The sequence below is a fragment of the Brevibacterium sp. SIMBA_078 genome (assembly GCF_046534565.1).
Taxonomy (GTDB): domain Bacteria; phylum Actinomycetota; class Actinomycetes; order Actinomycetales; family Brevibacteriaceae; genus Brevibacterium.
In genome coordinates, this window is the sequence record NZ_JAWRYQ010000005.1 from 116,283 (window position 1) to 140,191 (window position 23,909).

The 23,909-nt window shown below is 65.1% G+C and carries 19 protein-coding genes; 2 read left to right on the forward strand and 17 right to left on the reverse strand.

Translation table 11 applies throughout. The features are described 5' to 3' along the window. Nucleotides 1–43: 43 nt before the first annotated feature. From SB749_RS17585 to SB749_RS17600, 4 genes are read right to left on the reverse strand one after another with little or no spacing between them, the layout of a single operon-like run. A complete protein-coding gene (locus SB749_RS17585; protein WP_410711437.1) occupies nucleotides 44–1,447 on the reverse strand; it encodes a replication-associated recombination protein A in 1,404 nt (467 codons plus the stop codon). Next, a complete protein-coding gene (aspS, locus tag SB749_RS17590) occupies nucleotides 1,447–3,231 on the reverse strand; it encodes an aspartate--tRNA ligase (RefSeq protein WP_410711438.1) in 1,785 nt (594 codons plus the stop codon). The genes SB749_RS17585 and aspS overlap by 1 nt, the downstream gene beginning before the upstream one ends. Nucleotides 3,232–3,289: 58 nt before the next feature. After that, on the reverse strand, nucleotides 3,290–4,624 hold the full coding sequence (gene hisS, locus SB749_RS17595; RefSeq protein ID WP_410711439.1) for a histidine--tRNA ligase: 1,335 nt from the start codon (nucleotides 4,622–4,624) through the stop codon (nucleotides 3,290–3,292). 51 nt (nucleotides 4,625–4,675) lie between these two features. Then, entirely contained in the window at nucleotides 4,676–5,320 is a 645-nt protein-coding gene (locus SB749_RS17600; RefSeq protein ID WP_410711440.1) for an MBL fold metallo-hydrolase, read from the reverse strand. A gap of 119 nt (nucleotides 5,321–5,439) precedes the next feature. On the opposite strand from SB749_RS17600, the gene SB749_RS17605 reads away from it, so the two are divergent. Further along, complete coding sequence (locus SB749_RS17605; protein WP_410711441.1) at nucleotides 5,440–6,792, forward strand: DUF349 domain-containing protein; 1,353 nt, start codon at nucleotides 5,440–5,442, stop codon at nucleotides 6,790–6,792. A 122-nt stretch (nucleotides 6,793–6,914) separates the two neighbouring features. After that, nucleotides 6,915–7,469 (forward strand): hypothetical protein, encoded by a 555-nt coding sequence (locus tag SB749_RS17610; protein WP_410711442.1) that lies wholly within the window; start codon nucleotides 6,915–6,917, stop codon nucleotides 7,467–7,469. Here the strand turns inward: SB749_RS17610 and SB749_RS17615 are convergent. The 13 genes from SB749_RS17615 to SB749_RS17675 form a co-directional block, all read right to left on the reverse strand. Continuing rightward, complete coding sequence (locus tag SB749_RS17615) at nucleotides 7,448–9,745, reverse strand: RelA/SpoT family protein (RefSeq protein ID WP_410711443.1); 2,298 nt, start codon at nucleotides 9,743–9,745, stop codon at nucleotides 7,448–7,450. The two genes, SB749_RS17610 and SB749_RS17615, sit on opposite strands and share 22 nt — an antisense overlap. A gap of 20 nt (nucleotides 9,746–9,765) precedes the next feature. Continuing rightward, the gene (gene secF / locus SB749_RS17620; protein ID WP_410711444.1) at nucleotides 9,766–10,782 is read right to left on the reverse strand and encodes a protein translocase subunit SecF; all 1,017 of its coding nucleotides are present in this window, start codon (nucleotides 10,780–10,782) and stop codon (nucleotides 9,766–9,768) included. Continuing rightward, a complete protein-coding gene (secD, locus tag SB749_RS17625; RefSeq protein ID WP_410711445.1) occupies nucleotides 10,779–12,956 on the reverse strand; it encodes a protein translocase subunit SecD in 2,178 nt (725 codons plus the stop codon). The genes secF and secD overlap by 4 nt, the downstream gene beginning before the upstream one ends. A 38-nt stretch (nucleotides 12,957–12,994) precedes the next feature. Continuing rightward, nucleotides 12,995–13,570 carry a preprotein translocase subunit YajC gene (gene yajC / locus SB749_RS17630; protein ID WP_410711446.1) on the reverse strand — a complete coding sequence of 192 codons (576 nt, stop codon included), beginning with the start codon at nucleotides 13,568–13,570 and terminating at the stop codon, nucleotides 12,995–12,997. An 80-nt stretch (nucleotides 13,571–13,650) separates the two neighbouring features. After that, complete coding sequence (gene ruvB / locus SB749_RS17635; RefSeq protein ID WP_410711447.1) at nucleotides 13,651–14,727, reverse strand: Holliday junction branch migration DNA helicase RuvB; 1,077 nt, start codon at nucleotides 14,725–14,727, stop codon at nucleotides 13,651–13,653. Then, nucleotides 14,724–15,320 carry a Holliday junction branch migration protein RuvA gene (gene ruvA, locus SB749_RS17640; protein WP_410711448.1) on the reverse strand — a complete coding sequence of 199 codons (597 nt, stop codon included), beginning with the start codon at nucleotides 15,318–15,320 and terminating at the stop codon, nucleotides 14,724–14,726. The genes ruvB and ruvA overlap by 4 nt, the downstream gene beginning before the upstream one ends. A gap of 65 nt (nucleotides 15,321–15,385) precedes the next feature. Continuing rightward, a complete protein-coding gene (gene ruvC / locus SB749_RS17645) occupies nucleotides 15,386–15,982 on the reverse strand; it encodes a crossover junction endodeoxyribonuclease RuvC (RefSeq protein ID WP_410711449.1) in 597 nt (198 codons plus the stop codon). Next, nucleotides 15,982–16,734 (reverse strand): YebC/PmpR family DNA-binding transcriptional regulator, encoded by a 753-nt coding sequence (locus SB749_RS17650; RefSeq protein ID WP_139467356.1) that lies wholly within the window; start codon nucleotides 16,732–16,734, stop codon nucleotides 15,982–15,984. Before SB749_RS17650 ends, ruvC begins: the two co-directional genes overlap by 1 nt. 137 nt (nucleotides 16,735–16,871) lie before the next feature. Next, nucleotides 16,872–17,351 (reverse strand): NUDIX hydrolase, encoded by a 480-nt coding sequence (locus SB749_RS17655; protein ID WP_062242804.1) that lies wholly within the window; start codon nucleotides 17,349–17,351, stop codon nucleotides 16,872–16,874. Nucleotides 17,352–17,481: 130 nt separating this feature from the next. Continuing rightward, nucleotides 17,482–19,524, reverse strand: a complete 2,043-nt coding sequence (locus tag SB749_RS17660) for an alpha/beta hydrolase family protein (protein WP_410711450.1) — start codon at nucleotides 19,522–19,524, stop codon at nucleotides 17,482–17,484. Then, nucleotides 19,521–20,126: an HIT family protein gene (locus SB749_RS17665; RefSeq protein WP_410711451.1), complete on the reverse strand. Its 606-nt coding sequence runs from the start codon at nucleotides 20,124–20,126 to the stop codon at nucleotides 19,521–19,523. The genes SB749_RS17660 and SB749_RS17665 overlap by 4 nt, the downstream gene beginning before the upstream one ends. Further along, nucleotides 20,123–22,129, reverse strand: coding sequence for a threonine--tRNA ligase (thrS, locus tag SB749_RS17670; RefSeq protein ID WP_410711452.1), 2,007 nt, complete (start codon nucleotides 22,127–22,129; stop codon nucleotides 20,123–20,125). The genes SB749_RS17665 and thrS overlap by 4 nt, the downstream gene beginning before the upstream one ends. Before the next feature lie 195 nt (nucleotides 22,130–22,324). Beyond that, complete coding sequence (locus SB749_RS17675) at nucleotides 22,325–23,638, reverse strand: DUF4352 domain-containing protein (protein ID WP_410711453.1); 1,314 nt, start codon at nucleotides 23,636–23,638, stop codon at nucleotides 22,325–22,327. Nucleotides 23,639–23,909: the final 271 nt, after the last annotated feature.

Here is a 23,909-nt window from a genome sequence, read left to right on the forward strand (position 1 = left end):
GATCGGCGCTGCCCGCGACGGTGCCGCGACTGTTCCAAAGCTATCAGGGTCGCAGCAGCCGCCTGAGGTTCTCGAGCCTCTCAGCCATGCTGCGTTCCATTCCGTTGCCCGTCGGAGAGTAGTAGCGCTTCCCCCGCAGCGTCTCCGGCAGGTACTCCTGATCGGCGACCCCGTGCGGATAGTCGTGGGAGTATTTGTAGCCTTCGCCGTGGCCGAGCTCTTTCGCCCCCGGATAGTGGGCGTCGCGCAGATGCATCGGCACCTGACCGGCGAGTCCGTTCTTCACATCGGCGATCGCGGCGTCCAGGGCGCGGTAGCTCGCATTCGACTTCGGGGCCAGCGCGAGGTAGGTGACCGCCTCGGCGAGGGGGATCCGTCCTTCGGGCATGCCGATGTTCTGGACTGCGGTCGAGGCGGCCACGGCGATCGGCAGCGCCTGCGGATCGGCCATGCCGATGTCCTCGGCTGCGGAGATGACGACGCGACGGGCGATGAAGCGCGGGTCCTCACCGGCGACGATCATCCGCGCGAGAAAGTGCAGGGCCGCGTCGACATCGGAACCGCGGATGGATTTGATGAAGGCGGAGACGACGTCGTAGTGCTGGTCGCCGTTCTTGTCGTAGCGCAGGACGGTCTCGCTGCTCGCCTCGGCGCAGGCGGACTCGGTGATCGCGATCGGTTCGTCGCTCGCCTCCTCCGTCTGTGCGGCGGCGATTCCGGCGGCGGCTTCGAGGATTGTCAGCGACCGTCGGGCGTCGGCTCCGGCGATGCGGACGATGAAGTTCCTGGCCTCCTCGGTGAGGGTGAACTGTCCGGCCAGACCGCGATCTGATTCGACGGCACGGTCGAGCAGATTGCCGACCGCCTCGTCGTCGAGCGGACGCAGCGTGAGCATGAGCGACCGCGACAGCAGGGGCGAGATGACGGAGAACGACGGATTCTCCGTGGTCGCGGCCACGAGCACGACGAGCCGGTTCTCCACCGCCGGCAGCAGGGCATCCTGCTGGGCCTTCGAGAACCGGTGGATCTCGTCGAGGAAGAGGACGGTGGTCCGTCCGTACATCTCCCGTTCGCGGCGGGCGCTCTCGATCACCTGGCGCACGTCCTTGACGCCCGCGGTGATGGCGGAGAGCTCGACGAAAGTGCGGCCCGGGGCATGGGAGATGACATGGGCCAGCGTGGTCTTCCCGACTCCGGGCGGACCCCACAGGATCACCGAGGAGGCTCCCGCCCGGTCTCCCCCGCTGGCTTCGACGAGTTGGTTAAGCGGGGACCCCGGGAAGGTCAGGTGCTCCTGGCCGACGACCTCGTCCAGGGACCGCGGACGCATCCGCACCGCAAGCGGATCCAGGGCCCTGCCCGAGGAGGTCGCGGAGGAACCGGCGAAGCCCGGACCCGGTGTCTCCTGGTCCGGGCCGTCGGAGAACAGATTGGGTTCTTGGCTCATCAGGCCTCGGCGTCGTCGTCTTCCGGTTCGAAGTCGACGCCGGCCTCGGCGCGCTGGGCGCCGGTGATCGGTGCCGGTGCCTGGGTCAGCGGATCGAATCCGCCGCCGGACTTCGGGAAGGCGATGACCTCACGGATCGAGTCGACGCCGGCCAGCAGGGACACGATGCGATCCCAGCCGAAGGCGATGCCGCCGTGCGGGGGTGCTCCGAACTTGAAGGCTTCGAGGAGGAAGCCGAACTTCTCCTCGGCCTCTTCGGCGGAGATGCCCATGATCTTGAAGACGCGTTCTTGGACGTCCTTGCGGTGGATGCGGATCGAGCCGCCGCCGATCTCATTGCCGTTGCAGACGATGTCGTAGGCATAGGCCAGTGCCGCGCCCGGATCGTCTTCGAGGCGGTCGAGGAATTCGGGCTTCGGAGCGGTGAAGGCGTGGTGGACGGCCGTCCACTGTCCGCCGCCGACGGCGACGTCTCCGGCCGCCTGCGCCTCGGCGGCCGATTCGAACAGAGGCGCGTCGACGACCCATACGAAGGCCCAGTCTCCGTCCTGGATGAGACCCGTGCGCTCGGCGATCTCGTTGCGGGCGGCACCGAGGAGGGCACGGGAGGAGTTCGCCTCACCGGCGGCGAAGAAGATGGCGTCGCCCGGCTGCGCACCGGCCGCCTCGACGAGTCCCGCCTTCTCCTCATCGGAGATGTTCTTGGCCACCGGACCGGACAGGGTGCCGTCTTCGGCCACGAGCACATAGGCCAGGCCCTTCGCCCCGCGCTGCTTGGCCCAGTCCTGCCAGCCGTCGAGCTGACGCCTGGGCAGCGAGCCGCCGCCGGGGTAGACGACGGAGCCGACATAGGGCGACTGGAAGACGCGGAACGGGGTGTCGGCGAAGAATTCGGTGAGGTTGTGCAGCTCGAGGCCGAAGCGCAGGTCCGGCTTGTCCGAACCGTAGCGCTCCATCGCCTCGTGGTAGGTGATGTGCGGGATCGGGGTGGTGATGTCGTAGCCGATGAGCTTCCACAGCGCGGTGAGGATCTCTTCGGCCAGAGCGATGATGTCCTCCTGCTCGACGAAGGAGGCTTCGATGTCGAGCTGCGTGAACTCCGGCTGGCGGTCGGCGCGGAAGTCCTCGTCGCGGTAGCAGCGGGCGATCTGGTAGTAGCGTTCCATACCGGCGACCTGAAGCAGCTGCTTGAACAGCTGCGGCGACTGCGGCAGGGCGTACCAGGAGCCGGGCTTGAGGCGGGCCGGGACGAGGAAGTCGCGGGCACCTTCCGGAGTCGACTTCGTCAGCGTCGGCGTCTCGACCTCGACGAAGCTGTGGGCGTCGAGCACCGAACGTGCGGCCTTGTTGACATCGGAGCGCAGACGGATCGTCTTGGCCGGGCCCGAACGGCGCAGGTCGAGGTAGCGGTAGCGCAGACGCGTCTCCTCGCCCACGGCGCCCGAGTCCTCGGCATGGTCGGAGACCTGGAACGGCAGGGCCGCTGCTTCGGAGAGCACCTCGACGGTGGTGTCGATGATCTCGATCTCGCCGGTGGGCAGGTTCGGGTTCGTGTTGCCATCGGGGCGCACCGAGACGGTGCCGGTGGCCTTGACGACGGTTTCGTTGCGCAGCTGGTGGGCATCGTCCTCACGGACGACGACCTGCACGATCCCCGAAGCGTCGCGCAGATCGATGAAGGCCACACCTCCGTGATCGCGACGACGATCGACCCACCCGGTGAGGGTGACGGTTTCTCCTGCGTTCGCGGCTCGCAGGCTTCCGGCTTCGTGGCTTCGCAGCACCTAGGGCTCCTTTGTGATGTTGTGGTCTAGCGCCTGAACAATGATAGTCGCCCCGCGCTCAGCTCCGATACACGCGGGGCCAGAGGTCGTCTTCCGCGGGTGTCCACGTGTCCGGGTCGGCCGTGGTCTGCTCTCCCGAGCGGATGTCCTTGACCTCGTGGCCGGACTCACCGTCGGTGAACCAGACGAACGGGATGTCGCGGCGTTCCGCGTAGCGGATCTGTTTGCCGAACTTCGCAGCGTTCGGCGAGACTTCGCACGGGATGTCCCGGGACCTCAGCGTCGCGGCTACGGCGTCAGCGTCGGCCCGTCGGGCTTCCTCGGTGACTGCGATGACGACGGCCGAGGGGGTACCGCGGGTGGCGCGGATCTCCGAGGTCTCGCCGAGGATGAACGCCATGAGGCGGGAGACGCCGATGGACATGCCCACCCCGGGGTAGTTCTTCTTCCCCACGGTCACCAGCGAGTCGTAGCGCCCGCCGGAGGATACGGAGCCGAGCTCCTCGTGGCCGATCAGCTGGGTCTCGTAGACCGCGCCCGTGTAGTAGTCGAGGCCGCGGGCGATCTTGAGCTGGGCGACGACGACTCCGGGGGCGCGAACGGCGGCGGCTCGCAGCAGCGTCGTCAGCGATTCGAGTCCGGCTTCGAGCAGGGGGTGGTCGACGCCCAAGGCGCGCACCTCGTCGGCGAAGTCCGGGGAGTCGGATTCGATGGCGGCCAACTCCAGGCACAGGCGCTGCTGCTCCTCATCGGCGCCGGCTTCGGCGGCCAGCAGCTTCGCCACTTCGTCGGGACCGATCTTGTCGTATTTGTCGAGGCAGCGCAGCACGGCTTGGATGTTCGTCAGCCCGATTCCGCGGGCGAAGCCCTCGAGCAGCCTGCGGTCGTTGACGACGATCTTGATTCCGGGCACGCCGAGCGGGGCGAGGCGGGAGAACGCATCGGCCACGGCCAGGGGGATCTCGACCTCGAAGTGTCCGGGCAGCTCCCCATCGGCGATGACGTCGATATCGGCCTGGATGAACTCACGGTAGCGACCGGCCTGCGGCCGTTCGCCCCGCCAGACGGGCTGGACGCGGGCGGCCTTGAACGGGAAGCTCAGTTCGTTCGCATTGTCGGCGATGTAGCGGGCCAGGGGCACCGTGAGGTCGAAGTGAAGTCCCAGAGGGTTGCGTTCGGCGCCCTCGGAGTGGAGGCGGGAGACGGCGAAGATCTCCTTGTCGATCTCGCCGTCCTTGGCCAGCTGGCTGATCGGTTCGACGGCGCGGTGGTTGAGGGCGGAGAACCCGTGCAGGGCGAAGGTGTGTTCGAGGGTGTCGATGATGGTCTTCTCGATCACGCGTTCGGCCGGGAGTCGTTCCGGGAATCCGGACAGACGGGCTGACTTCGCCATGGTGCTCCTTGCTTTCGGTGCGGTTTGAGTGCTGTGAAGTGGTGGGAGGTTTCAGAAGAACGGATTCGTCGCGAGTTCCGTGCTCACGCGTGAGCCAGGGCCGTGTCCAGGATAGATCTGCACGTCCGGCAGTGTCGCGAAGGCCCGCAGCGATTCGGCCATCGCCTGAGGGTCTCCCCCGGGCAGGTCGACGCGGCCGATGGCTCCGGCGAAGACGACGTCACCGGTGAAGATGACTTCCTCGTCCCCGTCCTTCACTCGCAGCAGCATGGAACCTTCCGTATGCCCTGGTGCGGAGACTGCGGTGATGGTGAGTCCGGCGATCTCGAAGCTCTCACCATCAATGATGTCAATGGCTGCCGGGGCGTTCCAGTCTGCGACGAGCGGGGCCAGCATTGCCGCGAACTGCGGGTTGAGCGTTGTGGCGGGCGTTTCCAGGCGGTACCGGTCGGCGGCGCCGAGGTGGACGGGCACGTTCCAGCGGGCGAGCACGTTGGTCAGGCCCAGGATATGGTCGGGGTGGCCGTGGGTGAGGAAGATCGCCCGAGGTTCGAGTCCCTCTTCGCTCAGCAGCTTCTCGAGGCCGGGGGCGCAGTCGTATCCGGAGTCGATAAGAATGCAGTCGCTGGAGCCGTCTGCGCGCACGGCATAGCAGTTGACGTCGAGGAATTCGGCGTTGGTCGAGAACACATCCATGTGCAAAGTCTATCTACACGCCCGCCGATGGTTATGCTGGGATAACGTCTATCCCACAATCGAGTGATCGGCGGGTGGAATGACCTGCCGGTTCGACCGATGGAAACAAGGTGAGAACCATGTCGACCCCGACACCGAAGCCGACCCCCCGTCCGTCGTCGCTGCCGCGTCCGCAGGCGGCACAGGTGGTCAATGCCAGCCATATCGACCACGACGCCGAGGTGGCTCGCGCGGTGACACATGGTCGTGCCGATGCGGACGGCAATGTGTTCGTCACCACACCGGAGGGCGAACGTGCCGTCGGTCAATACCCGGACGCCACTCCTGAGGAGGCTCTCGAGTACTTCGCGAAGAAGTACGTCGAACTCGCCGAGAGCGCGGTCCTGCTGCGCAATCGTCTCTCCGCCGGCGCTCCCGGCCGTGAGGTCGTGTCTGCGGCGAAGACGCTGCAGGAAACACTGCCGGAAGCCAACGTCGTCGGCGATCTCAAGGGGTTGAGCGCCACTCTCGACACACTCATCTCCGATGCCGAGGCCACGGAGTCCCGTCAGGCGGCCCGGGCGCAGGCCGCGAAACTCGCCGCCGCCGAGGATCGTGAGGCTCTCGTCGTCGAGGCCGAGACCCTGGCCAAGCAGGACCCGTCGAAGATCCAGTGGAAGCAGTCGGGCGCTCGCCTGCGCGAGCTCTTCGCCCAGTGGAAGGACATGCAGCGCAGCGGACCCCGCCTGCCGCGTGCCGTCGATCAGGAACTCTGGGGCAGGTTTTCACAGGCTCGGAACACCTTCGAACACAAGCGCAAGGAGTTCTTCGCCGAACTCGACAAGCTCAATGCCGAGGGCAAGCGTATCAAGGAGAAGATCGTCGCCGAGGCGGAGTCGCTGTCGGCCTCGACCGATTTCCGCACCGTGTCGCAGAAGTACAAGGACCTGATGAGCCAGTGGAAGCGCGCCCCGCGTGCCTCGCGGAAGGACGATGATGCGCTGTGGGCACGATTCCGTGCAGCACAGGACGTGTTCTTCTCCGCCCGCGATGCCGAGAATGCCGCTCTGGACGAGGAGTTCAAGGGCAACCTCGTCGTCAAGGAAGAGCTGCTGAAGAAGGCTCAGGCGCTGCTGCCGATCACCGACCCGGTGGCGGCCAAGCGCGAGCTGCGCACCATCCAAGACCAGTGGGAGGACGCCGGGAAGGTCCCTCGCGCCGATGTCCCGCGGATGGAGAACGGTCTGCGCGATGTCGAACGCGCGCTCGCCGATGCCGAGGAAGCCGCGTGGCAGCGCAGCAACCCTGAGACGAAGGCCCGCACCTCGGGTGCGCTGAGTCAGCTCGACGAGTCGATCGTCGACCTCGAGAAGAAGCTCGAGGCCGCGAAGGTCGGCGGAGATGAGAAATCCGTCGCCGAAGCGCAGGAAGCTCTCGACGCTCGCCGCGCCTGGCGGGATCAGCTCGCCCAGACCGCCGCAGAACTCGACTGAGACCGCAGTGCTCGGCTGAGGCTGAGGCGCTCGTCCACAGCTTCTGACGTTCGAGTCAGCACCTGTCCACAGGCGCTCACCGAAGTCTTGTCACCGCCTCCACATCCGACGATAGTTCGGGTATGGAGGCGTTGTTTCATCTGCGGGACTTCGGGTACGAGCAGCTCACCGAGCTCACCCTCGACGGCCTGCTCATCAGACTGACCGAATCGACCTGGGTGCGCAAGGGTGCGATCCTCTCCCCCGCTGAGCGGATGGCGGCCCTGCATTCGCTCATCCCGCCCGGACTCGCGCTCTCCCACGACAGCGCCTGGTGGGTGCACCGCGGACTCGGCAGGGCCCCCGCTCCGCTGAGCTTCATCACGCTGCCCAGGCGCCGGTGGATCGCCGATGACGGTTTCGATGTCCACGAGACGAATCTGGCGCAGAATGATTGGTGCCTCATCGACGAGCTGCCGATCACGACGGAGGAACGCACGCTCTACGATCTCCTCTTCCCGCATTTCCGGAACCAGTCCGCGGACTCGCCGCGTGCGCTCAAGGGCATCATTGCGGAGATCCCCAGCGGTCTGCGTCAGCGTCTCCGGGACTACCTCACCGTGGTGGCCCGTCGGCCGTTCGTCGCCCAGATGCGCGCGGCGCTGGACGGAGAGGATCAGCCGCCGGAGATGCGGTAGACGTCGAAGACGCCTTCGACCTTGCGCACGGCCGAGAGGACAGTGTCGAGATGGCTTGCATCGCTCATCTCGAAGACGAACTTCGATTGCGCCACGCGCGCCCGAGACGTTCCGACCGATGCCGACAGGATGTTCACATGGGTCTCGGAGAGCACCTTGGTGATATCGGAAAGCAGACCTGCACGATCGAGGGCCTCGACCTGGATCTGCACGAGGTAGATTCCGCTCGTCTTCTCACCCCACGAGACCTCGACCATACGTTCGGGTTCGCGTTTGAGCGAGGTGATATTCGGGCAGTCGACGCGATGCACGGAGACTCCCGAACCGCGGGTGACGAAGCCGAGGATCTCGTCTCCCGGCACCGGGGTGCAGCAGCGAGCCAGTTTGACGAGCACATCGTCGACGCCTTTGACGATGACGCCTTCGGACGAGGAATGATGCCCCGAGGACTGGCCGGTGCGGTTGCGCGGCTCCGGCGGCAGCACGACGGACTCGTCGTCCTCCCCGACTTCCTTGGCCAGCAGGTCGACGACGTGCTGAGCCGAGGACACACCGTTGCCGATCGCGGCATAGAGTGCGCTGACGTCGGGCAGACGCATCTCCGTGGCGACGACCTGAAGAGCTTCCTGGCTCATCAGCGAAGCAGCGGAGATCGTGTGACGGCGCATCGCCCGGGCGAGCTGTTCGCGACCGTTCTCGATCGCCTCTTCGCGGCGCTCCTTCGAGAACCACTGACGGATCTTGCTGCGGGCACGCGGGCTCTTGACGAAGCCGAGCCAGTCGCGGCTGGGTCCGGCGTTCTCGTCCTTCGAGGTGAAGACCTCGACGGAGTCCCCGTTCTTCAGCTCCGTGTCCAAGGCGACGAGGCGACCGTTGACCCGGGCGCCCATGGTCTTGTGTCCGACCTCGGTGTGCACCGCGTAGGCGAAGTCGATGGGGGTCGCACCCGACGGCAGGCTCATCACCTCGCCCTTGGGCGTGAAGACGTAGACTTCCTTCGAGTTGACCTCGTAGCGGAGGCTGTCGAGGAATTCGTCGGGGTCGGAGACCTCTCGCTGCCAGTCCAGCAGCTGTCGCAGCCAGGCGGCGTCGTCGACCTCACCGGCGTCGGAGACCTTCACCGAACGCGCGGTGTTCGAGGTCACGGCCTTCGAGGACTTGTTCAGATCCTTGTACTTCCAGTGAGCGGCGACGCCGAATTCTGCACGTCGATCCATCTCGTGGGTCCGGATCTGGATCTCGACGGGCTTGCCGGCCGGCCCGATCACCGTGGTGTGCAGGCTCTGGTACATGTTGTACTTCGGCATCGCGATATAGTCCTTGAACCGTCCGGGAACAGGATTCCAGCGGGCGTGGACGATGCCGAGCGTGGCATAGCATTCGCGTACGGATTCGACGAGGACGCGGACTCCGACGAGATCGTAGATGTCGGCGAACTCGTGTCCGCGCACGACCATCTTCTGATAGATCGAGTAGTAGTGCTTGGGGCGCCCCGTGATGGAGGCGTCGATTCCGGAATCCTTGAGTTCGCCCTGGAGCTCCTCGGAGACCGTGGCCAGATACTTCTCACGCTCGGGAGCACGATCCGCGACGAGCCGGACCACTTCGTCGTAGACCTTGGGATGGAGGACCTGGAAGGACAGGTCTTCGAGTTCCCATTTGATCGTGTTCATGCCCAGCCGGTGGGCCAGTGGGGCGAAGATGTCGAGGGTCTCGCGAGCCTTCTTCGTGCTTGACGAGGCGGGCACGAATCGCCAGGTGCGCGCATTGTGCAGACGGTCGGCGAGCTTGATGACGAGGACGCGGATGTCCTTGGCCATCGCCACGATCATCTTGCGCACGGTCTCGGACTGCGCGGCCTGCCCGTAGGTGAGCTTGTCAAGCTTCGTCACCCCGTCGACCATGGCCGCGACTTCGGAGCCGAATTCCTCGGTGAGTTCGTCGAGCGAATACGAGGTGTCTTCGACGGTGTCGTGCAGCAATGCGGCGGCGAGCGTGACCGGCAGCATGCCGATCTCCGCGAGGATCGTCGCCACCGCGATAGGGTGGGTGATATAGGCATCACCGGACTTGCGGGTCTGCCCGCGGTGGGCCTCCTCGGCGACCTTGTAGGCCCTGACGACGAGGTCGGTGTCCGCCTTCGGATGGTTCGACTGCAGGGCCCGGATCATCGGGCCGAGCACTCGCGGGTAGCCAGGGTTGTTCTGTGCCCTGGCCGCCCACCAGGCTAAGCGGGAGATGCCTCGCGGACGGCGCGAATCAGCGGACGAAGCCACACCATCTCCTCTCTCGGGAATCAGACTTCGGCGTGAGTCACCGGTGGGACGTCTGCTCCCCCATCCTTCAAGCGTAGTTCACGCACGGCCTCCTCCTGTGCCTTGACCGCCGGTTCGTTTGCCCGGAGGAGGGCGTAGAGGGGGCTCGCGACGAACAGCGTCGAAGCGGCTGCCACTATAGTACCGATGAACAGGGACAGTGAGATATCGACCAGTGTTCCAGCGCCCAGCAGGAACACGCCGATGAAGAGGATCGAGGCGATCGGCAGCACCGACACCACTGAGGTGTTGATCGAACGCACGGTCGTCTGATTCACACCGAGGTTGACGAGTTCGGAGAACTTGAGATTCCGCTTCTCCTCGAATCTCGTCGTGTTCTCTCGGATCTTGTCGAAGACCACCACCGTGTCATAGAGCGAGAAGCTGAGCACGGTGAGGAAGCCGATGATGGCCTCCGGCGTGACTTCGAAGCCGGTGGCCGAGTAGATGCCCATGGTCACGATCATCACGACGAAGAGGCCGACGATCGCCGCGAGCGACATCTTCCACGTGCGGAAGTACAGGGCCATGACGACGAGGGCGATGGCCACGAAGATGACGAGTGCGCGGATCATCTTCGACGTCACGTCCTGGCCCCATTCGGGTCCGACGAACGTCGAGGTGACGTCTTCGACCTTCACGTCGTAGCCGGCGACGAGGGCGTCACGGACTTCCTGCATCTGCGGGTCGGTGAGCTGGTTAGTCTCGATCTGGACGGCCGTGTCACTGGTCGGAGTCAGGCGCGGCTCGGACCCGGAGACGACATCGGTGATGATGCCTTCGCCCTTGGCGGCCGAGGTGTCGCTGACATGGTCGACCTGGAACTGCGAACCGCCCTTGAAGGCGATGCCGAAGTTGAAGCCGAAGATGAGCGGGACGAGCAGGGACAGGAGGACGAGGACGCCCGAGATGGCCAGCCACAGCTTCGCCTTGCCGACGAAAGGGATCGATGATTCGCCGCTGTGCAGGCGGTTGCCCCAGGCAAAGAACCGTTTCACTTGTCAGCCTCCTTGCCGTCGTCAGCCGTCGAGTCTTCGACGGCATCGTCTTCCTCGGCCCGTCGGGCCGCGGCCTTCCGCTCGGCGATGGTCATTCCGCCCGTCGCAGCCGCGGACTTCGCCGCCTTCTTGCTCTTCGACTTCGTGGTCTTCGACTTTGTGGTCGTGGCCGTGCCGGTCGTGGAATCGTCTGCCGTGGACGTCGTCGTGGTCTCCTCCGGCTCGGACGCAGCTGCCGCCGCGGCTGTCGCATCGGAGGAGTCGTCTGCGCTCATTCCGGCCTTGCGCATCCGTGCCTTCTCGCGCCGCTTGGCCTCGGGCGACTTGTCCTTGTCGTCGATGGACAGGTTGAGCGCTCCGCGGTAGGCGGCGGGTTTGACGCCGAGCAGACGCGGATCCATTCCGGACATCGGGTGGCCTTCGCCGAAGAACTTCGTGCGGGCCAGGAACTGCAGCATCGGGTGGGTGAACAGGAAGACGATGAGCACGTCGATGATCACGGTCAGACCCAGGGTGAAGGCGAAGCCTCGCACCGAGCCGACGGCCAGGATGTAGAGGATGACCGCGGCGAGCATATTCACTGCCTTCGAGGCGTAGATCGTGCGCTTGGCACGGTCCCAGCCGACCTCGACAGCGGAGAGCAGATTGCGGCCGCTGCGCAGTTCGTCTCGGACACGTTCGAAGTAGACGATGAACGAGTCCGCCGCCATGCCGATGCCGATGATGATACCGGCGACACCGGCCAGGGACAGTCGGTAGCCGTATCTCCACGATGCCAACAGCAGCAGCAGGTAGGTGAGCACACCGGCGACGACGAGGCTCGAGACGGTGACGAGGCCGAGCACCCGGTACTGCAGCAGCGAGTACACGACGACGAGGAGGAGTCCGACCAGGCCGGTGAGCAGACCGATCTTGAGGTAGTTCGATCCCAGGGTCGGTGAGATCTGGTCCTCGCTCTGGACCTGGAAGCTCAGCGGCAGCGAACCGTTCTTGAGCTGGTTGGCCAGAGTCTGTGCCTCGTCGAGGGAGAAGTCACCGGTGATCTGGGCGTTGCCGTCGTTGATCACCGCGTTCGAAGACGGAGCCGACAGCACGAGACCGTCGAGTTCGATCGCGAACTGGTTGTAGGGCTGCTGTTTGCCGGTGATGTCCGAGGTGATCTGCTTGAAGATCTCACGGCCGGTGGAGTCGAAGGAGAGGTTGACGGCAGGGTTGTTGGTCTGCACGCCGTTGGCTCCTGCGGCGTAGCCGGCACTGGCATCGGCGAGGTGATCGCCGGAGAGTTCGACGGGGCCGAGGATGTACTTCGCCTGTCCGTCTTCGGAGCACGAGACGACCGGTTCGTCCGAGGGTCGCTGTTGCCCGCCCGTCCGGTTCTTCTTGTTCGTGCAGTCGAGCTCGGTGTACTCCTTGATGATCTTGTCGGACTGCCATTCGGAGGCGTCCTTCTCCGGATCGAAGAGCGGCCGAGGCGTCGAGTCGGTGACCTTCGTACTGTCGCTCGATCCGCTGCCTTCTCCGGACCTCTCCGCGTCCTTGCTCTCCGACTCCGAGGACTTCGTCTTCTCGGAGGACTCGGCCGTCTTCTTCGTCTCGCCGCCGGCATTGACGACATCGCCGCCGCCGGACGGAGCCTGGTCCTCGCTCTGTCCGTCGCCCTGCGAGTCGGCGCCGGTGAGGTCCTCGAGGCGTTTGCGCTCTTCGTCGCTCAGCCCGTCATCGCCGCCCGATTCCTCGCCGCTCTTCTCCTGTTCCTTCTGGATCTGCTCCTGTGAACGCGGGTCACCGACCAGCGCCACACGACGGAAGACCAGCTGAGCAGACGAGCGGACGAGGTTTCGGGTCTCCTCGTCGGGGTTGCCCGGCAGATTCACGACGATGTTGCGGTCGCCCTGCGTCGTGATCTCGGCTTCGGAGACACCGGTCGAGTCGACGCGCTGGCGGATGATCGCCACGGCCTGATCGAGCTGCTCCTTGCTGATGTCCGTGCCCTTGGACACCTGTGGTTCCAGAATGATCGACGTTCCGCCCTCGAGGTCGAGCGCGAGCTTCGGAGTCGTCGTGGCATTCGACCAGATGACACCGCCGGCGATGATTGCGGCCAGCACCAGAGTGATGATGGTCAGCCACAGGAAGCGCAAACCAGGGCGTGGTTTTTCTTCGATATCGGACACGTTTCAGCTTTCAGTCGGGAGAAGAGTGCGAGAACGGATCAGTTCTTCTTGTCGGAATCCGAATCAGTCGGGTCCGTGGACTCCGCAGCGGCGGAGTCGGCCTCGGTCTCAGAGGCGGCCTCGGTGTCGACGTCCTCGGTCTCAGCGACTGCTTCGGCGTCCTCGGTCTTCGCAGCGGACTCATCGGCGATGACGTCATCGGATGCGTCCTCGTCCGGGGTGTCCTTCTCGGCGCGTTTGCGTTCGTTCATGGCGTCGAGCTCGGCGTCGGTGATGGCCGGCTTCTCGTCTGCGTCGACATCGGCATCGGCGGCGGGGGCGGGGGCGGCGGCATCGGGAGCGTCGACGGGCGCCGCGGCCTGGTTGTTCTCGATCTGACCGATGGCCTGGCGGTGGACGCGCAGTACCGTGCCGGGACCCGACTCGATGGTCACCTGGTTGTTCTCTTCGTCGATGGAGAGCACGGTGCCGAAGACACCGAAGGTCGTCATCACGGTCGCGCCGGGCACGAGACCCGATTTGATCTGCTCCGCACGCGCTTTCTGCTTACGCCGAGAATTGAACAGGAAAAAGATCAGCAGCGCGGCAAGCGCAAGAGGGATCAGCAAATCCACAGATATCAGCCTTTCATATGAATGAATCAGTGAACCAGCTTAGTTCGTCCTCACCTCTCATAGCGAACTCAAAGGCAGGGTCAGAACTCATAGTTTGCTGGGATCTGCATTTTCAGGTGCTTCCAGGCCGCTGTGGTGGCCACTCGTCCACGTGGGGTGCGGCTGATCAGGCCCTCTCGGACGAGGTAGGGCTCGGACACGGTTTCGACCGTATCGGCTTCTTCGCCGACGGAGACGGCGAGGGTGCCCAATCCCACCGGGCCCCCGCCGAAGCGCTTGCACAGCACCTGCAGAACCGACCGGTCGAGGCGGTCCAGACCGAGCTCGTCGACCTCATAGACGCGCAGGGCATTGGTGGCGGCCTCCTCGTCGATGATTCCGCTCCCCCGCACCTGTGCCCAGTCGCGGACGCGGCGCAGCAGTCGGTTTGCGATTCGCGGGGTTCCCCGTGACCGCGTGGAGATCTCTTCGAGCCCGGCGAGTTCGGATTCGATGCCGAGCATCCGAGCCGAACGCTGCAGAACTGTGAGCAGATCGGCGCTCGAATAGAAGTCGAGCAGGGCGGTGAAGCCGAAGCGGTCACGCAGCGGCGCGGGCAGCAGACCGGACCGGGTGGTCGCCCCGACGAGGGTGAATTGCGGGAGGTCGAGCGGGATGGCGGTGGCACCGGGCCCTTTGCCGACGATGACGTCGACTCGGAAGTCCTCCATCGCCACGTACAGCATCTCCTCGGCGGCCCGGGCCATGCGGTGGATCTCGTCGATGAAGAGGACTTCGCCTTCCTCGAGGGAGGACAGGATGGCAGCGAGGTCACCGGCATGCTGGACGGCCGGGCCGGACGTCACCCGCAGGCTCGAGTTCATCTCGTGGGCGATGATCATCGCCAGTGTGGTCTTACCGAGCCCGGGAGGACCGGAGAGCAGCACATGGTCGGGAGCCTTCTGTCTGGCCTTCGCCGCGTCGAGGACGAGTGAGAGCTGCTCACGCACCTGCGGCTGGCCGATGAAGTCGGCCAGCCCCTTCGGACGCAGTGCCGCCTCGGCATCGCGTTCGGCCGTCTCGGCACGGCCGGAGACGAGCCTCTCCTGTTCGGCTCCGGTCAGGTCCTGGTCACCGAAGTCCACCTCGTAGGAGTCGGAGTCGAACGAGCCCGTCATCTCTTCGCACCCAGGACCTTCAGAGCGGCCTTGAGGACCACGGAGGTGCCGGCATCAGCACCGGTCTCCTTGACGACGTCGGCGACGACGTCCTCGGCCTGCGCTTCCTTCCACCCGAGTCCCACAAGGGCGTCGACGACCTGCTGGTTGCCGCCGCCGAAGGACAGAGTGGGTCCGGGAGAGGCAGCGGTGAGCTTCGGCAGTTTGTTCTCCAACTCGAGGATGATGCGCGAGGCGCCCTTCTTCCCGATTCCGGGGACACGGGTGAGCGCGTTGGCGTCCTGATTCGTGATCGCGGCGGCAAGTTCGTCAGGTCCCATCACCGAGAGGATCGCCATCGCCAGACGCGGACCGATTCCGGAGATCGACAGCAGCACCTCGAAGGTGTGGTTCTCGTCTTCGGTGCCGAAGCCGTAGAGCGTCATCGAGTCTTCGCGCACCACGAGGCTGGTGACCAGTTCGATCTCGGCGCCGTGCCGAGTCCCAGCCAAAGTATCGGGGGTGACGTGGACCTTCCGACCGACACCGTAGGTGAGAACGACGAGGTGGTCAGCTGCGATCCGATGCACCGTACCGCTGAGGAAACTGATCACGGACAGCCTTTCTTAAGGGGAACACGTGTACGAATCCAGGTTAGCAGGCGCCCGCTCCCCCATGCTCACTTGGCGCGCCGCATGGCCTCGGCCCACTGCTGCTGGGCCTTCGTCAGTCCGCTGCCCTGCCTCCCGCCGGCCTTGCGTTCGGTCAGATCCTTATTGATCCCCGGCGTCGATTGGGCCGACAGCGCGCCGCGCCAGGAATGGCAGATCGCGATCGCCAGGGCGTCGGCGGCGTCGGCGGGCTTCGGCGGTGCGTCGAGACCGAGGATCCGCGTCACCATCGAGGTGACCTGCTTCTTGTCCGCACGGCCCGAACCGGTGATCGCGGCCTTGACCTCGGATGGGGTGTGCATGGCCACCGGCAGTCCGCGGCGGGCGGCCAGTCCCATGGTCAGTCCCGATGCCTGGGCGGTGCCCATGATCGTGGACACATCGTTGCGGGCGAAGACGCGTTCGATGGCCACGACATCGGGACGGTACGTGTCCAGCCAGCTGTCGAACGCCTCGGCGATCGCACCGAGACGGAGGTCGACGGAATCGGCCGAAGGAGTCCGCAGGACGTCGACGGCGATCATCTTCGCCTTCCGGGCGGGCAGGGTGTCGATGACACCGAGCCCGCACCGGGTCAGTCCGGGATCAACACCGAGGATGCGCATCAGGCATCGAGTTCGGCGAGGACCTCATCGCTGACATCGGCGTTCGAGTAGACGTTCTGCACCTCGTCGCTGTCTTCGAGCGCATCGATGAGGGAGAAGACCTTGCTCGCGGTCTCTGCATCGAGGCTGACCTCGAGTTCGGGCACGAAGGAGGCCTCGGCCGAGTCGTAGTCGATGCCTGCGTCGACGAGGGCCGTACGCACGGCCACGAGGTCGGTGGCCTCGCAGATGATCTCGAACTTCTCGCCGACTTCCTTGACCTCTTCGGCTCCGGCGTCCATGGTCGCCAGCAGAATGGCCTCTTCGTCGGTCTCCTCGGCGCCCACGGTGATAACGCCCTTGCGGTTGAAGTTGTACGTCACCGAACCGGGATCGGCCATCGAACCGCCGTTGCGGGTTACGGCCACGCGCACCTCGGAGGCGGCGCGGTTGCGGTTGTCGGTGAGACATTCGATGAGCAGGGCCACACCGCCGGCGGCGTAGCCTTCGTACATGATCGTCTCGTAGTTGACTCCGGAGCCGTCGAGACCGCCGCCGCGCTTGACCGCACGGGTGATGTTGTCCGCGGGGACCGAGTTCTTCTTCGCCTTCTGGATCGCATCGAACAGCGTCGGGTTGCCGTCGGGATCGGGTCCACCGTTGCGTGCGGCCACCTCGATGTTCTTGATCAGCTTGGCAAAGAGCTTGCCGCGCTTGGCATCGATGGCAGCCTTCTTGTGTTTAGTCGTTGCCCATTTGGAATGACCTGACACTGGTGTTCCTTCCTGTAGTTACAGCCTCTCAAGTCTATACGCTGACCGCGCCGACTCGTGCAGACTTCCCGTTCGCGATTCCGTCCGGGCTCGCACCGGACCTCATCGCGGACCTGTTCCGGAGCGCGCTCGTGCGCTCAGTCGATGACCAGCGGCACGTCGGGAACGGACCCGGCGGTGGCCAGGTCGATGAGGCCGAGGAGGTTCTTCGGATAGATCGTCTCCGTCGTGGCCAGGAGTTCCTCCCGGGTCCACCAGCGGAATTCGAGCAGGCTGCGCTTCTCGATGTCCGTCCAGACCGCGTCTTCGAGTTCGATGTCCTCGCTGGTGCGGAACGCGAAGTAGGTTTCGACCTGGCGCAGCGACTTCTCCGTGAATTCGAAGACCTCGTCGCGCGTGGCCAAGGGACCGATGAGTTCGTGAGGTTCGCATTCGATCCCGGTCTCCTCCGCGAGTTCCCGGGCCGCCGTCTGCGCTGCCGACTCCCCGAGTTCGGAACCGCCTCCGCAGGTCATCCACCATTGGTGACTGGGGGTCAGCAGATCCTGGGCACGGATCAGGAGAACCTCGTCGCGCTCATTGAGTAATACGACCCGTGAGGCTTTACGAGGTTTCATGTTTCTCCAGTGGTCGGCGACGAAGGGAGGCAAGTGTTTGCAGAATAATGACGCTGGGGGATTTCGGCAAGAGCGCGACAGCGGTCCAGAGAACGATATCGGCTCTGCGCGGTCCCGGCCAACTCGGCGCTCATGACGCGGAGTCGGCCGCTGCGGCCACAGCGGGATCAGCCGTTTCAGGACGATGTCGTCCGTCCTGCGACTGCCCCCGATCTTCGCCGCTCAGACGGCGATCCCACCAGTCGAGGATCGCTTCGAAGCGCTGCCTGCGGTGGCGGGGCTGCCCGGCCCGGGAGAGCTCGTGGTTCTCCCCGGGGAAGATGAGCATCTCGGTGTCGACCCCGGCTCTCTGCAGGGCCGCATAGTACTTCTGTGCCTGCTCCAGCGGGCAGCGCAGATCGAGTTCCGAGTGCATCACCAGGGTCGGTGTGCCGACCTGTGGAGCGTGGGCCAGAGGTGATTGCGCCGCGATCGCCTCACGGCTGCGGCTCGTGTACTCCTCGGTGAAGAAGCGGCCGATGTCGGAGGTCCCGACGAAGCTGTCCGGGTCGAGGTAGCCGCGTTCGACGATGGCGGCGCGGAAGCGATGGTCCGCGGCGATCGTCATGGCTGTGAGATATCCCCCATACGATCCGCCCTGGATGCCCAGACGGCTGCGGTCGAGGGAGGGATCGAGGTCGAGGGCATGGTCGAGGACGGCGAGCACATCGGCCATCGCCGGTGCCGCCATGTCTCCTTGGACGGCGGTCCCCCAGCTGCGGGTGCGGCCCCCGGATCCGCGCGGGTTCGAGAACACGACGGCGTAGCCTGCGGACGTGAGCACCTGGGTCTCGTCGAACCACGAATGCGTGTACTGGGCGAAGGGCCCGCCGTGGATGTTGAGGATGACGGGAAAGGGTCCCTCCCCGTGCGGTTTGGCCAGCCAGCCGGTGATCGTCCCGGAATCGCCTGGCACCCGCAGGACCTGAGGCAGGACGGAGTTCGCCGGTGCCGGATGCTCCTTGACGATGACAGAGGACCCCATCGCCGAGGCGGCCCCGGACGCCGTGGGCCCGCCGAGAGCGATGCAGCCGAGCACGGCCGGAGAGTGCGGGGTCGATCCGGTGAAGACGAGCGTCTCGTCGTCGGCATCGAAGCCGTTGACGACGGTGGTGTCGTCGGTGAGGAACTCGAGGTCGTCGATGCCGACCTCTGCGGCGTCGAGGCCGATGCGAACGATCCGGGTGGCCCCGTCCGTGTCGACAGCGGCGACGACCGCTCCCCCGCGGATCTGCGGCGGGATCGGTGTCAGCGCCACGGTCTCCGGGTCGGTCAGCCGCCTCGTGGAGCCGGTCGACACCGTGTGGATGAAGAGCCCGGGCATTTGTCCGACGAAGTCGAGTTCGTCACGGGTCAGCGCATTGCCGAGCAGCAGCACCCGATCAGCGTCGATCCACACGTGCAGACTCACACTCATCGGCGGCAGGTCAAGCGGGCGCGACTCCTCGCGGCCGAGCAGCCACACGGTGCTGCGCAAGTCGGGCCGCCCGCGATCGGGTTCGACCGCTGCGATCACGCTTGCCCAGTGTCCGTCCGGGGAGAACTGCGGATCGTGGACGTCGCTGTCCGGGGTCGTCAGCAGAGTCGACAGCGGAACTTCGGATGACCCGCGCAGACCCACGGTGCCGAGACCGGGTTCGGCGAGGTCGACGAGGAAGGCCCGCGCCGGACGGTCGTTCGTATAGCCGAGGCCGTTGGCCAGGTACGAGGCCGTGGTGATCCGGCGTGGGGCTTCCTCGGCCGCCGGAATGTCATCATCGAGCCCGTAGCGTCCGGGTTCGGCGACTCGGGCGACGTAGAGGGCCCTGGAACGGGTGTCGTCGAGGGCGAATTCGGACACGCCGAGATGGTTGTCCGTGATCTGGTGTGCCGTCTCCAGGCTGTCGCCGACGAAGAGCTGCGGGGCGGCCTTCCTCTCCGCGCTCAGGTACCCGGACCAGTTCGGGCCGCACTGCGGGTTCGAGTCAGACCATGAGTGGGTCAGCCGTCTGGAGCTGGCGTCGCTCAAGGAGAACAGCTGGGAGAGGTAGCTGTTGGTCTCGAGGTCGGGTCGTCGGATCGTGATGACGGCTTCGTCGCCGCGCAGCACGGGTGAGGAGTACTCGGCAAGAGTGCCGAGGTCTTCAGGATTCATCTGTTCCATTCCTTTTTGAGCCGCGCCTGCACATCGGCGTGCACTTGCGGCAGGGCCTTGGTCTGGGCGATCACGGGCAGAAAGTTCGCGTCTCCGCCCCAGCGCGGGACGACGTGCTGGTGCAGGTGGGCGGCGATTCCTGCGCCGGCCACGGGTCCCTGGTTCATTCCCAGGTTGAATCCGTGAGGTCCGGATACGGCCCGGATGACGCGCATCGCCTTCTGTGTGAACTCGGCGAGTTCGACGGTCTCCTCCTGAGTCAGATCCGTGTAGTCGGCCACGTGACGATAGGGGCAGATGAGCAGGTGGCCCGGGTTGTAGGGGTAGAGGTTGAGCACCGCGTAGACGTGCTGACCGCGGGCGACGATGAGCCCGTCCTCATCGGTCTTCGACGGAGCCGTGCAGAACGGGCACTCCTCGGCGCGGTCGTCCTTCGGTTTGTCCTGACCGTCGATGTAGACCATCCGGTGCGGAGTCCACAGGCGCTGGAATCCGTCGGGTTCCCCGGGGAACCCGGCGGCCGCCTCGGGGTAGGGAGTCCCTTCGCCGAGGCGGCCGCCCGGGTTCTCCTGAGCGGATCGGTCGTCGTCGCCTCCGCTCATACCTGAGCCTTGGTTTCGATCGAGTCGAGGATCCGTCGCACCGCCTCGGCGACGGGGACGCCGTTCTCCTGCTCACCGCTGCGGAAGCGGAAGGACACGGCACCGGCGTCACGGTCCTCTCCCCCGGCAATGAGGGTGAAGGGCACCTTCGATTTCGAGGCATTGCGGATCTTCTTCGGGAACCGGTCGTCGCTGTCGTCGATCTCGACGCGGACCCCGGACTTGCGCAGCTGGTCGGCCACCTCGGCGAGGTAGTCGTTGAACTCGTCGGCCACGGGGATGCAGGTCACCTGCACGGGCGCCAGCCACACGGGGAAGGCACCGGCGTAGTGCTCGGTGAGCACGCCGAGGAAGCGTTCGATGGAGCCGAACTTCGCGGAGTGGATCATCACCGGCTGTTTGCGGGAGCCGTCGGCGGCGACGTATTCGAGTCCGAAGCGCTCGGGCTGGTTGAAGTCGAGCTGGACAGTCGACATCTGCCAGGTGCGGCCGATGGCGTCGCGGGCCTGGACGGAGATCTTCGGGCCGTAGAACGCCGCGCCGCCCGGGTCGGGGACGAGTTCGAGTCCGGTCTCCTGAGCGACCTCCTCGAGCACGCTGGTGGCTTCGGCCCACTGTTCGTCGGAGCCGATGAACTTGTCGGCCTTCTTTCCGTCCTCGTCGCGGGTGGACAGTTCGAGGTAGAAGTCGTCGAGGCCGAAGTCGCGCAGCAGGCTGAGCACGAAGTTCAGCAGGTGGCGGATCTCCTTGCCCGCGTCTTCCTGAGCCACATAGGAGTGCGAGTCGTCCTGGGTCAGGGCGCGGACGCGCGTGAGGCCGTGGATGACTCCGGATGCCTCGTCACGGTAGACGGTGCCGAACTCGAACAGCCGCAGCGGCAGGTCGCGGTAGGACCGGCCCCGGGACCGGTAGATGAGGTTGTGCATGGGGCAATTCATGGCCTTGAGCCGGTACGGGGTGCCCTCCTTGACGATCTCGCCGGACTCGTCGCGGACCTCGTCGACGGACATCGCCGGGAACATGTTCTCCCCGTAGTAGGGCAGGTGTCCGGAGGTGTAGTACAGCGTCTCTTTCGAGATGTGCGGGGTCCCGACGTATTCGAAGCCCTCGTCGATGTGACGGGCGCGGACGTAGTCCTCCATCTCCCGCTTGATGACACCGCCCTTGGGGTGGAAGACGGGCAGGCCGGAGCCGAGCTCCTCGGGGAAGGAGAACAGGTCCATCTCGGCACCGAGCTTGCGGTGGTCGCGACGCTCGGCCTCGGCGATGCGATCCTGGTAGGCCTTGAGGTCGTCTTTCGATGCCCAGGCGGTTCCGTAGACCCGCTGCAGGCTCGCATTCGCCTGGTCGCCGCGCCAGTAGGCCGCCGAGGATCGGGTGATGGCGAAGCCGTTTCCGATGAGCTTGGTGTTGGGCAGGTGGGGGCCGCGGCAGAGGTCCTGCCAGACGACCTCGCCCTTGCGGTCGACGTTCTCGTAGACGGTGAGTTCACCGCCGCCGACCTCCACGGAGGTCTCCTCGTCGCCGCCATTGCCCTTGTCGTTGATGAGTTCGAGCTTGTACGGCTCGTCGGCCATCCGCTCGCGGGCTTCTTCTTCGGTGACGACGACGCGATTGAAGGTCTGGCCGGACTTGACGATCTGGGCGGCCTTCTTCTGAATCGCCTTGAGGTCCTCAGGCGTGAAGGGTTCGGCGGCGTCGAAATCGAAGTAGTAGCCGTCGGTGATGTAGGGCCCGATGCCGAGCTTGGTTCCGGGGAAGAGCTCCTGGACGGCCTGAGCGGTGACGTGACCGGTGGAGTGGCGCAGAATGTCGAGTCCGGCGTCGGAGTCGATGGTGATCGGAGCGATCCGATCTCCTGACTGCAACTCGCGGCTGAGGTCGGCGGGTTCGCCGTTCAGCCACATGGCGACGACTGTGCGGTCGGTGGAGAAGATCTCCGTTCCGGTCAGACCCTCTTTCCAGGGAATGCTTTCGCCCGCGCAGTCGATGCTGTCTGCCACTGATTTCTCCGTTCGTCACGTGTTCATTCGACCAGCCCTTCCGGTGGGCTGGTCACCCTCAGATTCTAGTACCAATTCGCTTGTGACAAATCAGTTGGGTGGCAGTCGAATGACTGCCACCCACACTGAGTCTGTCGAAGCCTGTGCCCGGGGCGTCAGGGCCGAAAGGACCTTGTCACCTCGGGGAACAGGGTGTCACTGCTTGTAGAACTCGAAGTCCGTGCCCTTGCCGAGGTCGTCGACGAGTTCGAGCTTGAGGTGCATACCGTCGATTTCGGCCTTGGGGACGGCGTAAGCGAATTCATAGGTCGTTTCGCCGCCGGCAGGAACCGGATCGGTGAAGGCCAGAGAGCCCTTGTAGTTTCCGCCGTCGAAGACGTCGTCGTATTCCGTGCTGCCGCCGTTGTTGGCGGACAGATTCGTGAGAGTCATCTCGATGTCGGAGCTCGAGTTGTTCTTCACGGTCATCGTCACGATGGCGATCTCACCATTGGTCGATTCGGCGCCGGAGGCCGACGACGATGCGGTGCCCTCGCGGACGTTGATCTGTGCAGTGACGTCGGTGCCGATCTCGACCTCGCCGGCCTGAGCAGGTGCGCCGGCTCCGCCGTCGGAGCCGCCGGAGCCCTGGCTCGGGTCCTGGCCGGCTCCCTGGCTCGGATCGGCGGGGGCGGAGGAGCTGGCGGCCTCTTCGGCTGCGTTGAAGATGAAGGCACCGAACATGACGGTTGCGACGATCGAGATGATCGCGATGACTACCGAGAGAAAACCGAGGATGATACCGGTGATGTTGAGGCCCTTGTTGCTGGCCAAGTTCTTCTTGACCGCGGAGAGCCCGACGAAGCCGAAGATGATCGCTGCGATGCCGAAGATCGCGCCGATACCGAAGAAGAACGATCCGAGGACGCCGACGATGCCGCCGATGAGGGCGAGGATGCCCCAGATGTTCTTCGAGGTGTTGCCGCCGGTGCCCGAGGGATACTGGCCGTAGCCGGAGTTGGGGTTCGCCGGGATGAACTGATCGGAGGATCCGTCGGCACCGGCGTAGGCCGGCTGCTGGCCGTACTGGTTGGCGTCGTATCCCTGCGCGTTGGTGTCGTAGGGGTTCTGTCCGTACTGGTTGTCCCCGTACTGATTCTGGTCAGGCTGACCCTGACCGTACTGGTTCTGATTGTTCGGGTCCTGGCCGTACTGGTTCTGGCCATACTGATTCTGATCGTTCGACGCACCGTAGTTCGGCTGGGAGCCGTACTGGGGAGCCTGCTGTCCGTACTGCTGCGAGCCGTCGTTGCCGCCCTGACCGTAGTTCGGCTGCGAACCATTGGGCTGGTCGCCCGACGATCCGTACTGCTGACCGGGCTGCCCCGAACCGTACTGACCGGGCTGCTGACCGGCGTTCTGATCGTTGCCGTAGTTGGGGGCATTCGGCGGCTGGTTGTTCGGGTTCTGCCCGTTGGGGTTGTTGGGCGAACCGTCACCCGAACCGTACGGGTTCTGAGGAGTAGACATAGGTGCTCCGAGTCATCGTCGTTTAGTACAACACCTAGCGTACTAGCAAACCCCTTTGATACCGCATGCTGACCGCGTTTCAGTCCTGGAACACGGTGAACTAAACATACACAATTCCGATTCGTGCGTTCAGTGCCTCGAGCGCCATCTTCCCGGCTTCACCGAACGTGACTGCTCACCCCCAGAGGCTCGGTCACAGCAGCGACGCTTTGCGGCCGAGACCAGGCTGATTTGTACACCCTTCTTTGAATTGCACACCGAGGAATGTGAT

Bases quoted from the DNA above. Each gene is read 5' to 3' on its own strand.
- SB749_RS17585 (WP_410711437.1), bottom strand. From the start codon at position 1,447: ATGAGCCAAGAACCCAATCTGTTCTCCGACGGCCCGGACCAGGAGACA.
- hisS (WP_410711439.1), bottom strand. From the start codon at position 4,624: ATGGCGAAGTCAGCCCGTCTGTCCGGATTCCCGGAACGACTCCCGGCC.
- SB749_RS17600 (WP_410711440.1), bottom strand. From the start codon at position 5,320: ATGGATGTGTTCTCGACCAACGCCGAATTCCTCGACGTCAACTGCTAT.
- SB749_RS17605 (WP_410711441.1), top strand. From the start codon at position 5,440: ATGTCGACCCCGACACCGAAGCCGACCCCCCGTCCGTCGTCGCTGCCG.
- SB749_RS17610 (WP_410711442.1), top strand. From the start codon at position 6,915: ATGGAGGCGTTGTTTCATCTGCGGGACTTCGGGTACGAGCAGCTCACC.
- ruvB (WP_410711447.1), bottom strand. From the start codon at position 14,727: ATGACGGGCTCGTTCGACTCCGACTCCTACGAGGTGGACTTCGGTGAC.
- ruvC (WP_410711449.1), bottom strand. From the start codon at position 15,982: ATGCGCATCCTCGGTGTTGATCCCGGACTGACCCGGTGCGGGCTCGGT.
- SB749_RS17655 (WP_062242804.1), bottom strand. From the start codon at position 17,351: ATGAAACCTCGTAAAGCCTCACGGGTCGTATTACTCAATGAGCGCGAC.
- SB749_RS17660 (WP_410711450.1), bottom strand. From the start codon at position 19,524: ATGAATCCTGAAGACCTCGGCACTCTTGCCGAGTACTCCTCACCCGTG.
- SB749_RS17665 (WP_410711451.1), bottom strand. From the start codon at position 20,126: ATGAGCGGAGGCGACGACGACCGATCCGCTCAGGAGAACCCGGGCGGC.
- SB749_RS17675 (WP_410711453.1), bottom strand. From the start codon at position 23,638: ATGTCTACTCCTCAGAACCCGTACGGTTCGGGTGACGGTTCGCCCAAC.